A 12,578-nucleotide genomic window follows, 5' to 3' on the forward strand; every position below is an offset into this window, starting at 1 on the left:
GTTCCAGGCCGCCTGGACTACCCTCACTGCTTGACCAGGTCGCTCGGCTTCCAGCTCTGGTCGAAGAACGCCTGTTTGGGCCCATACAACCGCACGATCACCAGAAAGCCCTTGTCTGGCAGGGTCTTGATCCAGTTCTTGCCCTCGCCCGGCGAGGTGGGGCCGAAGTAGATGTCGGTGGAGCCGTCGCTGTTGGGCGTCGGCTTGTCCATCTGGTTTAGCGACGGGAACGGCTGGCCGTTGTCCAGGCCCGATGCCGTGAGGTTGTCGTAGGCGGTAACCGACCAGAACAAGGCCGCCGGCACGTTCGCCGGCAGGTTGAGCTTGTAGGTGTGGGCACCGTCGAGGAACTTGCCCTCGGCATCGCGGGTGGTGGCCGGGTATTTGGCACCGGCGCCGACCAGGTTCATCACCATGCCCGGGCTGTCCGAATAGGCCGAGGTGAAGAACGCCACGCGCTGCTCCAGGTTGGTGAAGGTGCCACTGGCCTGGAACTCGGTGTTCTCCCCGGCAAAGGTGTTCACGAACTGGCGATCCTTGTAGTACAGGCCGCCAGGCTCTTTGGGCAGCAGGTGGCTGGTGACCACCTTGCTCATCTTGAACGCGGTGCGCGCCGCTTCATCGAGCAATTTGCGCCGTTCGGCATCCGGGGCGAAGGGCTTGCCCTTCTCGATGCCCAGGGTGTGCAGGAACCCGCGCATGTCCATGTCGGCCGGGTCCACCGCTTCGGCGTCGATGAAGCGCGACAGCATGTCGAAGTAGCGACCGTCCTCGGGGAACAGCATGTTGATCGGTGCGCCGGTGGCATCGGGAAACTGCATCGCCAGTGCCGAGTCCTTCTTGCCCAGCGGATAGATCCTGGTGCGCTCGACCTCGGCCACCGGCACGCTGAGGTCGTTGGGGTCCTTGAAGAAGGTGCGCCAGAACAGGAACACGTTGTTGGTGCGCGAGCGATAGACGTAACCCTCGGTCGGCTCCGGGCCATTGTAGCCCGGCGGCAACAGCACGTAGGTGCCACCCTTGCCCTTGTCAGGGCCGGCCAGGCCCACGTCGCCGCGCCAGGTCTTGCCGTCGATGGTCGGGCCGACGATGGGGCGCTGGAAGAAGTCGTCGAACATGCCCTGCACCCCAGGCGGGGCTTCGACCACCAGCGGGCCGTACTTGGCCAGGTCCAGGTAGCTCATGGCGTAGACCAGGTCGGAGTTGGGCGTGGTCACCAGTGTCTTGGCGTTGATGCGTTTCTTCCAGGTGGGCAGGATGTTGTAGCCGGCGCCGAAGTGCTTCTCGGAGGCCTCCTTCATCGACCAGATGTTGATCGCCGGCAACGCCCACAGGTACGACTGCACGGCGCGCTGGAACACCAGCTCGTCGATGAGGCTGCGTGCGGTTGCTTCGGTCGGGAAGCCCTTTTCGAAGGGCTGGTTGGCCAGTTCTTCGTACCGGGTGGCGGCATTGGCCACGCTGCTCAGGGAAATGGCTACGGCCAGGGCCGTCACGGTGCTGCTCAAGCGGTTCATGAGGTGTCCTCGTGGCGCGATGGGGTAATCCGTTCAGTTGACCTTGACCACTGCCGGCGGCGTCCACTGGCCGTTCATCGCCGCCGCCTGTGGCCAGTAGGCCCGCACGTAGAGCGAGAAGTCGGCCCCCTTGGGCGCGGGCAGCCAGTTGCTCTCCTTGTCCGCGCCGGGCGAATCGCTTTGTACGTAGAGCGTCAGCGAGCCATCGGGGTTGGTCTTGAGCGACGTGTTCTTGGTACCCAGGGAGTAGCGCCCCAAGGGGTTTTCGGCGAAGAAGTGCTGCTGGTTGTACAGCGTCAACGACCAGAACCCCTTGACCGGCGGCAGCGCGCCCTTGGGGAAGGTCACGCTGTAGCGCTGGCCACCGTTGAGCCGGGTGCCGGAGGCATCCAGGTCCTGGTAGAAGTACTTGGTCTCGATCTGCTTGTTGACGAAGATGTTCGAACGGGCCACCGCGGTGCGCAGGAAATAATCGGTGCCGAACGCCGCGCCGTTGCTGATGGTGCTCCAGTGGTGGGGCAACTGCTGGCCGTAGTTGCGAAATTGCAGCAACGGCTTGACCACCTCGCTGTCAGCCTTCTGCGCCTCGTCGATCATGGCTTTCTTCAGCTCGGGATCGCGCTGGGCTATCTGCGCCAGCACCGTCAGTTGCGCATAGCGCGCCTCTTCGCCGGGCAGCGGCCTGGCATCCTTGAGAATCGCCGGCAGTTCGTCGAAGAAGGTTTCCGGGAACACCCAGCGGGTTTCCTCTTCACCCGCCGCCTCGGCCGGGAATTTCGGCGACTGGCTCCAGTCACGCTGCTTGGGCTTGCCGTCGTACTTGGACAAGGGGTACATGTCGATGCCCGACAGATAGTGCTGGATGGCCTTGCGATCGTCGTCGGTATCGTCCTGGAACACCCGTGGAATCACGAACCCGGTGTTGGTGCTGGCGCGGAACACCTGGGTGATGCCCTGCGGCACCTTGCCGTTCCAGTCCGGGCCCACCAGCAGGTAGAAGCCGGGCTTGGTGCCGTACATCTTGCCCAGCTCGGCGAAGCTGTCGGAGCGCAGGTCCACCATCTGGTACACCCAGAAACGGTCGCCGAAGTCCGGTACCTGGATCACCACGGGTTCGATGTCCAGGGCGATGCTGCCTGCGCCATACACCACATCCTGGTTGGGGCAGGCCACGAGCCGTTCCCCGGGCGAGATGTAGTCGGTGAGCATCGACAGGTGGTTGATCGGCGCCACAGGCACGATGCCGCCCATCAACCCCGCCTCGGGCAGGTCCTTGAACTTCTGTCGGCGGTTGAAGATGTTGGCCATGGGCCAACCCCAGAAGTACGCCTCCCTGGCCATCATCCGCACGTAGGTTTCCGTGACCTTCACATCCGCTTCAGGCCCGGAAACCTGCACTACCGGCTGGGTCTGTGCCTGGGCCGCTGTGCTACCGAACAGTACCGCGGTAGCGAGCAATCCACTGAAAAACAGGGGTGTCTTGTTCATCGGGTGCTTCCTTGCCTGTATGCCTGGGGGTGGGGTGACAAAAGGTGATGGTTAGAAACCTAGCAGAGGACGCGGCATCGGCCAGAACGCCGCTATTTATTGCGACACACCTTGACACATCATTTGGTAACGATTCTCATATGTATTATATTTATCACTACCACTGGAACCCTTCATGTCGCGCCCTACCCCGCCGCATTGCTCCGGCCTGCCCCGCAATCTGTTGGCCATGGCCATCTGCATGGCCACCCTGACCCCCGCCCTGGCCGATGACAGCTCTGCGACACCGCAGCCAGCCAAGGCTGCGACCCTGGAGCTGGGCGCCACCGAAATCCTCAACACTCAACTGGGCAGTACCACCGAAGGCACCCAGTCATACACCACCGGCGCCATGTCGACCGCGACCAAGCTGCCGCTGACCCTGCGCGAAACGCCCCAGGCCGTTACCGTGATTACCCGCCAGCGCATGGACGACCAGGCCATGACCAGCATCAACGACGTGGTCAAGGCCACCCCGGGGCTGTTCCTCGACTTCTCCAGCGGCCCTGGCCGGCAGACGTATTCGGCGCGCGGTTTCGATATCGACAACCTGATGTACGACGGCATCCCCAGTGGCTACCAGGGCTGGACCGTGGGCGCCCAGCCGAACCTGGCGATGTTCGACCGGGTGGAGGTGGTGCGCGGCGCCACCGGGCTGGTGACCGGCGCGGGCAACCCTTCGGCTGCCATCAACCTGGTGCGCAAGCGCCCGCTGGCCGAACAGAAGGTCACTCTCACCGGTGCGGCCGGCAGCTGGGACGACTACCGCGGCGAGGTCGATGCCTCCAGCCCGCTCAACGACAGCGGCACCCTGCGCGGTCGGGTGGTGACGTCCTACCGCGACAGCAACAGCTTCGTCGATGGCGTGGAAGAGACCCACGGCCTGTTCTACGCCATCACCGAGGCGGACCTGAGCGACGCCACCACCCTGACCCTCGGCTTCTCCAACCAGAAGGACAAGACCAACTACTTCTGGGGCGCCTCGATGATCGGCCTGGACGGCCATCACCTGAACCTGCCGCGCTCGTACAACCCAGGTACCCCCTGGGAGAACAAGGACCAGGAGATCAACACCGTCTTTGCCGAGGTACGCCAGCGCCTGGCCAACGACTGGAAGCTGCAGGTCAACGCCAACTATTCCGAGCAGAACGCGCTGTTCTCCGGCTCGTACCAGTCGCGCTGGGTCAACAACACGCTGGCACGCACCGTGTACCAGTCGGCCCACGATGAAAACCAGGCCGGCGTGGATGCCTTTGTCAGCGGGCCCTTCGAGGCGCTGGGGCGCACCCATGAACTGGTGGTGGGTGCCAGCAAGCGCATCTACGACATGACCACCCACAACTATGCCCCCTACGACCCCAACTGGCCGATCGATGCCGGCAAGCCGAACTTCACCCACACCGGCAACAGCCGCGAAGTGACCACCCAGGACGGCGTGTACCTGACCACCCGCCTGAGCCTGGCCGACCCGCTCAAGCTGATCCTGGGCGGGCGCCTGGACTGGTATGACTACGACAACCGCGATGGCGACGGCGACTACAAGGTCACCCGCAACGTCACCCGCTATGCCGGGCTGATCTATGACCTGGACGAGCATCACTCGGTCTACGTCAGCTACAGCGACATCTTCACCCCGCAGAGCAGCAAGGGCACCTCCGGCACCCCGGTCAAGCCGATCGTGGGCAAGAACTACGAGGTGGGCATCAAGGGCGAGTACTTCGAGGGTGCGCTCAACGCCAGCCTGGCGCTGTTTCGCATCGACCAGGAAAACCGCGCGGTGCAGGTGTTCGTGCCGAACTGCCCGCAGACCGAATGCTACGAGGCCTCGGGCGAGATCCGCAGCCAGGGTATCGACTTCGAGCTGCAGGGTGCGCTGACCGAGAACTGGCAGGTGGGCGGTGGCTACACCTATGCCCGCGTGCACACCCTCAAGGACGCCGCCAACCCGCAGAACGTCAACCAGCGCTTTGACACCGACACGCCCGAGCACCTGTTCAAGCTGACCACCACCTACCGCTTCCAGGGCCCGCTGGAGAAACTGCGCGTGGGTGGCAACGTGTCGTGGCAGAGCCGCCTGTACAACGACGTGGCGCTGGCCAACGGTGGCAGCTATCGCCTGGAACAGGGTGGCTACGCCGTCACCGATCTGATGGCCGGCTACCGGCTGACCCGCAACCTGGACCTGCAGCTCAACGCCAACAACGTGTTCGACCGCAAGTACTACTCGTCCATCTCCAACTCGACCAGCTACGGCGGCGACACCTACGGCACACCGCGCAACATGATGCTCACGGCCAAGTACAGTTTCTGATGTGAAGTGGCGCAGGGATGCGCCGTGTCGTGACCCGCACCAACGCCACCCGGGCTGACGCGCCGGAGCGCTTCGCCCTGACAGACCGCCGGGGTAGGATGGCGCATGAACAGAACAATGCGTATCGACATTACCGGCGCCTCCTGTGCCGGCGTGACCACCCTGGGTCACAACCTGGCCTGCTCGCTGAACCTGCGGCATGTCGATGTCGATGACTTCTACTGGCTGCCCACCAACCCGCCCTTCACTACCAAGCGACCACCCGCCGAACGTCTGCCTGATCGAACAGGCACTCGGTGATCAGGGCTGGGTACTGACCGGCTCGTTCGATGGCTGGGGTGATGCGCTGATCGCGCATGTCGACCTGATCGTGTTCGTGATCACGCCGACACCTGTTCGCCTGGAACGACTGGCAGCACGAGAACAGCAGCGCTTTGGCAATCGCATCGCGCCCGGTGGCGACATGCATGCCATTCACCTGGCCTTTCGCGAATGGGCTTCCCAGTATGACGACCCGGCGTTTTCCAGCCGAAGCCGTGTGCGGCACGAGGCGTGGCTTTCAAGGCAGACAGCGCCCGTCCTGCGAGTCGACGGTGAGCGCAGCGCTGAAGACATGCTGGCGCACACCCTGCGTGCCGTGGCGCAAGGCCCGCACACCACTGGCCATCGAGGCCTGGCGGGTACCCGGTAGGCGTTCGGCCAGTAAGGCCATACGGCTTGTCCGGGGGGTATGCTCCAGCGACAGGCGCTGCCCCGTGTGTTGCCACGGCAATCACACTCCCCGGTTTTGCGTGCGCCAAGACATCAAGCATCGAAGATGCGCTGGTCTACCTGTCGATCATGATCCAGTGTGTTGATTTTGCTATTAGATAAATTTACAACTCTATCGTGCACTGGCTAGAATCAAGTAAACTTTAAAAAACCATGCCCTGGGCGAGCTCATGAAAAGTATCAACATTGCATATATCCTGTTCGGCTCCGTGCTTTCTTTAAAAGTGATGGCGAGCGGGCTAGACGTCGAGCACACACTAATTGAGCATCGCTGGTACACTTTTGAAGACGTGATAGAAAAGAGAAAAATATACAACAGGGTGGATATTTCGCGAGGGTACATCGAATACTATTTCGAGGGTGATGAATATAAACCCAAGCAGCCAGAAGAGAAATTGACGCCCCGTCAAAAATTCTATTCCAACCATGGCAGCGTTGGAACCTACGCGGCTGCTGATTATGGGACCGCGCTAGACAAGGAGTGCATAGATGTTGTCTCCGGTTCTTTAGGATCATTTATAGGCGACTATGAAAATTCCAAAAGACCTGACAGACAAAAATACAAGCGTACCGTTGTTGGCATAAAATCCTTAATGTACAAAGGCCCTGAGTATAACTTCAAGAGCCCTTCATCCTGGTCGCCTGCAGCGTTGCCCAAGAACAACAAAAGTCTTCTTTGTGAAATCTATGAAGTCAAGAGCAAAGAAAGTGATGTGAAATACATTGTTTATGCTGCTTCAGTGGCAACCGCTATGTTTGACGAAATTCATACGGCCCCATTGCCAGGTAAAAAGGTCGAGTAATTAAAGGACTTCGCACTCATGCTGCGGCCCACTGCTGCGGCATTGGCCGAATGCGGCCCTTCGTGAATGGCTGCTATGGGTCGATTGCTGCCACACGTAGACTGAATAGATGTCAACCCTGACCCTATTCGCCGTCATCGAACCGCTGGGGTAAGCTTCGCGCCAGAGGCTTTACCCACCAAGGAGAATAAACGGCGATGGGCTTGTTCAGTCGATTGTTCGGCGATCGCTTCACACAACCCCCACCCGATGAACCAAGGTTGAGCGATGCCGCGATTATGCGTGAGCTTTATCCATTCGGTGCGCAACTGAAAACGTTCACCCAGGCCCTGTTGGCGCGGCTGCCTGAAAAGGAACGTGCGCGTCTCGTGAGAAGGGTGTCGCGCTATTACAACCTAGGTGAAGACCCGGCCACCGCGTTGGTCAGTGGTCTTTTGGACGCTGATAAAGGCCAGTTACTCAATAATCTGGTTCTAATGGCCGTGGACGTGCACGGCTTCGATGATTTCAAGTACCTGGCACCGAAACTGATTGAAGCCAGCGGCATTGACCAGATTTATGCCTACAAGCTGGAAGAGACGCCATCACTGATGCAAGTGCTGATCGATTTCGATCAATGGCTGACCGGGTTCGGGAAGCGCTTTCTGCATGTGGATACAGGCGGCGCCGATTATGTGGGTTGCATCATTGAGCAAGATTGCGTCGAAAACCTGATCTCGCTGGCTAAGCAGGCTGGCATCGACGCACGGCTCGATCCCTTTTGAGACACGTTGGCTGACCGCTATCGGCCAATAGCGGCCGTTCTGGAATGGCAGGAAACGACCGATAACTGCCTTCGATACGCGACTTTCGCCCACCAGCGGCTCGATTGTAAGAATATGGCGGAGAGCTGCAAAACCGCCTACGCTTATAGAATGATTCCTCGAACGCCTTGCCCATCTGGTGGTATAGAGCCGAGAGATCTGACTTCCTTTGACCGTCCGCTTAACACCCACCCGGACCAACCCGCGCCTATCGCCAGCAACTGCCCCCTGAGTCCGGTCCACACGACCAGCAGTACGGCGCAACGGGTAAAAGCCAGACCCAGTCCCCCCACCTGCCGTTCAAAAGCGACCGATGCCGCAGCACCTCTGGAAACGGGGGCGCTGTTCACGTTCTGCCATGAGGTCAATCCGTATGTATCGGCCGAGCACGATTCCTTACCAGCAGCATCGAGGGTTCAGCCGAACCTTCACTCAGGGGCATTTGAGCCTTGGATTATTCTTTCCCATGGAGGCGTTCGACGGGGACACTCCGAGCATGCTCAACCAGGTCACACTGGCTAAACAAGCCGAGGCGCTGGGCTTCTGCGCGCTCTGGTTTCGCGACGTGCCGCTTCGCGACCCTGGCTTCGGCGATGTCGGCCAAGTCTTCGACCCCTGGGTTTACCTGGGTTATATGGCCGCCCATACCTCGGAGATTGCACTTGGCACCGCCTCCATCGCCATCCCGCTGCACCATCCCCTGCACACGGCCAAGGCGTCTGCCAGCGTAGATCAGTTGAGCACTGGTCGCTTGATTCTGGGGGTTGCTTCGGGAGATCGGCCAGTGGAGTTTTCGGCATTTGGCGTCGATCCCGAAAGGCGTGGAGAGATCTTTCGAGAACACTACGAAGTGATTCGCCGCGCCCACAGCACCAGTTTTGAGCCCATCCACTGGAGCACTGGTGAAATGCAAGGCGCAGACCTGATTCCGAAACCGACCACCCAATTCATTCCAATGCTCGTGACCGGCAACAGTCGCCAGTCACTGGATTGGATCGCGCGTGAGAGCAACGGATGGATCAACTATCCACGCATTCCGAACATGCAGCGGCTGGTCGTGGAAGATTGGCGACTGGAGGTCACGAAACAATGTGGTTCTGTGTATAAGCCCTTTACTCAGTCGCTGTACATCGATCTCGATGAGAATCCGTCAACGCCACCCACACGTATCCATTTGGGGTTCAGACTTGGACGTTACCATCTACGTTTTTTGCTGGAGTCGCTTGAGGAAATCGGCGTGGACCACGTCATTCTCAATCTCAAATACGGCAAGCGCCCTGCGGTGGAAGTTATTGAGGAATTGGGTACGCACATCGTTGCGCAGTTCGGAGTGCAGCCGCGTCAGGCAGCTCATTGAACATCGGTCACTGCTACGCCGACGAATGCTCACTTGGCGAAACCATAAGGTGTCACGGCGCGGATGACCTCCGGTTCTATATCAATGATGGAGATCTTCGCGCCATGAGCGACCGGTGCCCGGCAAACAATCTACCCTACCCAGCCTAAACCCGTGATGAGCACGTTGCCTTGCAGATTCTGTGCGGCTTCCACGCCGTCCCTGGACACGATTTGCGCGCGTATCCTTTCACTTATACCGAGCGCGCAAGCATGGCATGAATCCTGGACACGGCACTTTAGCCATGACATTTATCTTCAATACAAGTGTTTTGATTGATCACCGCCCGGAACAGCAGCAGGCCCAGGCTATCCTGATTTTCACAAAATACATCGTGGGCCTCCCAGTACTGACTGGAGCTTCCTATTGGGTTTGCTTAGCTGGGTAGCTTGGCCGCAAGGACGTCAACCTTCTCGATTGATGGCGGTTCGGCAAATAGCTCGGCAGCGTTTGCCATAAGCGCCGCCGCGACCTTGCCCGAAAGATGAGCCTGCCGGCCCGCTTCATCCGGGAATGCGTCAAAGATGCCAAAGGTGGACGGCCCCAAGCGGATTCCAAACCAGGCTGTAGTGGCTGGCTCCTCCTCCACTAACCGAAGGCCACCCAAAAGAAAGCTCTCTACATCCTTTTCTTTCCCGGGTTTTGCTTTTAGGCGAACGAACAACGCTACTTTGACCATGATGTGGCTCCTGTTGTTACGATGCGGCTGGCGCTATCAGATCGCGATAGCTAAGAGGGGCATCCGAGACTCTTAACTATGGTCGACGATACCAGGATTACAAACCCAAATAGACCAAGGGTAGCGGCGAGTAGCGCACGAGCAGCGAGAACGACGTAGTGGGCAGCATGTAACCGCAAGTCAGCCACTTGCTCACTTGGTCCCACCCTCTGGTCTGATAATGATGATTCAACGATATCTGAAATTTAGAAAAACATAAGAGATCATGGTTGCTGTCAGGCCGACCAATATGTACTCGACGCGGGGTAAAAACACGACTAACCCGCCCAAAGAAAACACTATCAACGTGTTTTGTAGGATGTATTTCCTTATTCTACTCACGGCTATGAAGTAGCCATATTGCTTACCTAGGAAAAACAAGGCCATGCCGGTGATCGACATAATCTGGAAATCGCGTATCGCAATGTCGTTCAGGATCGCATGCCTAATCAAATTTGCCAGAAGTGCCAGCCCCATAAAAAGAAAAAGGTGCGAGTAGATTAAGGCGTGCCCACTCATCCTGCTTTGATGTTTGTTCAGCAAGTAAAAACTATCAAAATAGATCCACCAGATACTGCAAATCATGATAAATCCGGTGATGGCCGCCATCACATTATAATAACCCCATTGAATGTTAGATAAGCCTCCGGAAAGGCTAATAATTGACTCCCCCAATAAGATTAGGGTGAGTAGGCCTATGCGCTCAACCAAGTGCTCTGTGTGTGCTGGCAACGGTTTTAGTTTAGTCCAGAAAAATACAGGAAACAGAATATCAAGAACAATCCCAATATAAGCAACAAGGTAACGCAAGGGCGGGTCAAAAATAACGGATGAAAGGCTAATAACTGCGCTAACTAATAGGGCGAAGCCAAGCCTTGAGGAAAGCTCGCCGCGAGAATCGAGTTTACTAATGGATGAAATATACATAACACTGATGGTTGCACGTATACCAAAATAGCAGACAATAATGAGCGGGTAGTTCACTTCCAAGTCTTCCCCGATCCGTGCCGATAGCACAATGAGCAGGAGCATTATGAATAATGTTGCCAAACGGTGAAGATTGCTGTCTGTATCGAACCTGTTGGAATAAATCGTGTGACTGGACCAGATCCACCACAACGGCACAAAAAGCAGTAAGAATGTCCATAATTGCTTATGTTCAAAGTGCCCATCATGAACATGTCCGAGAGTGTGCGTAACTTGACCTATCGTAACAACGAAAGTCAGGTCAAAAAACAACTCCAACCATGTGGCGTGTCGATTTTCTTCATAATACTTCAAAGATTTCATTAGTTGCCGGCTCCGTGCCCACCTCTTTAATGTAAAAGGAAGCTAACGTTGGTTTTTCCCCGGCTCCGATGTGGGTGATGCCAAGCCGATTTGGCTCTCTAGCGATTTCGTCCACGCACTAACAAAAGCTCAATCATCTGACTCATCCCGATGAACTCTGGAACTCCGTCATACCGAAGCCCGTCAATGTAAAACGCTGGGGTGCCATTCACGCCGCTGCGTACACCGCCATTGAAATCGGCTTGTATTTTGGGAATGTAAGTATCCTCTTGCATTGCAAGATCGAATTCCTCCCTGGAAAGGCCGTGTTTGAGAACGATGGCGCGATACAGCGGCAGGCCCAATCGATCCTGATTTTCGTACAATCCGTCGTGGGCCTCCCAGAAGAATCCTCGACTCCCGGCATACTCAGCGGTGACCGCTGCACCCAATGCATGGGGGTGAGCGGTGGTCAGAGGGAAGTTACGGAACACAAACAGCAAGTCATCGCGAAAATGCTGTTGCAGATTCTTGACCATCCAATAAGCTTCACCGCAATAGGGACATTCATAGTCGCCAAATTCGACCAAGGTGACCTTGGCATGCGCACTTCCCTGGCGATGGTCGTCGGCACTTACCGGGACTTTGAGAGTGGCCATCTAATCACCTGTTAATTTTTGGTTGGCGTGCTTTGTGGCGAATTCGCCAAAGCATCCAGCGCATCCAGAATACCGTCCGCACCAGGGTTGATTGCCATCGGGGAGACGTAGCTCCAGGCAACCATCCCGTCCTTGTCAATCACGAACAGCGCACGCTTACAAACCCCGAGCTGGGACTCGTACGCTCCATACTGTCGTGCCACAGCCCCTTTGGGCTCGAAATCGGCCAGCAGGCTGAAGTGAAAATTCCGATCTTTGGCAAAGGCCTGATGACACCAGGCGCTGTCAACCGAGATACCCAGTAGCGCCGCACCGTATTCTCTGAATGTGGGTAGCAACTGGTTGGACAAAGTCAGTTGGTCACCACACACCGAAGTCCAGTCAGCGGGATAAAACGCCAATATCACGGTATTTCCCTTTAGCTCACGCAGCGACAACTGTTGATCAGGGGTTGCTTGAAGAGTGAAGTCGGGCGCGACAGTGCCGGCCGGCAGCGGCCCCTGAACCCGGTCGCCATTGGTTTTTTGTGCATCATCGAACTCTAAAGTATTCATAACTTGAACCTTGATAGATGGGTGGTTGGGACGTGCTCAGTGGGATGCGACGTGCCCGGCGGGATAACTCCATCCACCATCAAGGGGTTCAAAAAAAGACAACGCTACCTCGATCTCAGCCTGAGCCTGAGTGATTTCGGCAGCGAAACGTTCACGTTCCGCATCAAGGAACACAAGAAGATCCGCCGTGTAATCGCGGAATTGGATTAGGCCAGGTTGGCAGGGGAATGGTCAGATTCGCTCTGGCTCA

General features: G+C 57.5%; 10 protein-coding genes and 2 pseudogenes. 5 read left to right on the forward strand and 7 right to left on the reverse strand.

Annotated features, from left to right (window positions below; all coding sequences use genetic code 11):
- Nucleotides 1-23 precede the first annotated feature (23 nt).
- The gene (locus LOY33_RS14735; protein ID WP_043862979.1) at nt 24-1,517 is read right to left on the reverse strand and encodes a DUF1254 domain-containing protein; all 1,494 of its coding nucleotides are present in this window, start codon (nt 1,515-1,517) and stop codon (nt 24-26) included.
- A gap of 33 nt (nt 1,518-1,550) precedes the next feature.
- Entirely contained in the window at nt 1,551-3,005 is a 1,455-nt protein-coding gene (locus LOY33_RS14740; protein ID WP_104573065.1) for a DUF1254 domain-containing protein, read from the reverse strand.
- Between the two features lie 175 nt (nt 3,006-3,180).
- On the opposite strand from LOY33_RS14740, the gene LOY33_RS14745 reads away from it, so the two are divergent.
- The 5 genes and pseudogenes from LOY33_RS14745 (at nt 3,181) to LOY33_RS14765 (ending at nt 9,089) form a co-directional block, all read left to right on the forward strand.
- Nucleotides 3,181-5,355, forward strand: a complete 2,175-nt coding sequence (locus LOY33_RS14745; RefSeq protein ID WP_258659194.1) for a TonB-dependent siderophore receptor — start codon at nt 3,181-3,183, stop codon at nt 5,353-5,355.
- Nucleotides 5,356-5,472: 117 nt separating this feature from the next.
- Nucleotides 5,473-6,046: pseudogene (locus LOY33_RS14750) on the forward strand (adenylate kinase).
- A 250-nt stretch (nt 6,047-6,296) separates the two neighbouring features.
- Nucleotides 6,297-6,929 carry a hypothetical protein gene (locus tag LOY33_RS14755; protein ID WP_258659197.1) on the forward strand — a complete coding sequence of 211 codons (633 nt, stop codon included), beginning with the start codon at nt 6,297-6,299 and terminating at the stop codon, nt 6,927-6,929.
- Between the two features lie 197 nt (nt 6,930-7,126).
- A complete protein-coding gene (locus LOY33_RS14760) occupies nt 7,127-7,693 on the forward strand; it encodes a hypothetical protein (RefSeq protein ID WP_123752480.1) in 567 nt (188 codons plus the stop codon).
- Nucleotides 7,694-8,105: 412 nt separating this feature from the next.
- Nucleotides 8,106-9,089, forward strand: a complete 984-nt coding sequence (locus LOY33_RS14765; RefSeq protein WP_043862986.1) for an LLM class oxidoreductase — start codon at nt 8,106-8,108, stop codon at nt 9,087-9,089.
- A gap of 38 nt (nt 9,090-9,127) precedes the next feature.
- Here LOY33_RS14765 and LOY33_RS14770 read toward each other — a convergent pair.
- The 5 genes and pseudogenes from LOY33_RS14770 to LOY33_RS14790 form a co-directional block, all read right to left on the reverse strand.
- A pseudogene (locus LOY33_RS14770) lies at nt 9,128-9,310 on the reverse strand (potassium transporter); the annotation flags it as partial.
- Between the two features lie 194 nt (nt 9,311-9,504).
- A complete protein-coding gene (locus LOY33_RS14775; RefSeq protein WP_043862987.1) occupies nt 9,505-9,807 on the reverse strand; it encodes a putative quinol monooxygenase in 303 nt (100 codons plus the stop codon).
- A 228-nt stretch (nt 9,808-10,035) separates the two neighbouring features.
- Nucleotides 10,036-11,136: a low temperature requirement protein A gene (locus LOY33_RS14780; protein ID WP_258659201.1), complete on the reverse strand. Its 1,101-nt coding sequence runs from the start codon at nt 11,134-11,136 to the stop codon at nt 10,036-10,038.
- 98 nt (nt 11,137-11,234) lie between these two features.
- On the reverse strand, nt 11,235-11,774 hold the full coding sequence (locus LOY33_RS14785) for a thioredoxin domain-containing protein (RefSeq protein ID WP_012051936.1): 540 nt from the start codon (nt 11,772-11,774) through the stop codon (nt 11,235-11,237).
- 11 nt (nt 11,775-11,785) lie between these two features.
- Nucleotides 11,786-12,328: a redoxin domain-containing protein gene (locus tag LOY33_RS14790; protein ID WP_258659205.1), complete on the reverse strand. Its 543-nt coding sequence runs from the start codon at nt 12,326-12,328 to the stop codon at nt 11,786-11,788.
- Between the last annotated feature and the right edge of the window lie 250 nt (nt 12,329-12,578).

The sequence above is a fragment of the Pseudomonas sp. B21-036 genome (genome assembly GCF_024748925.1).
Classification (GTDB): Bacteria; Pseudomonadota; Gammaproteobacteria; order Pseudomonadales; family Pseudomonadaceae; genus Aquipseudomonas; species Aquipseudomonas palmensis.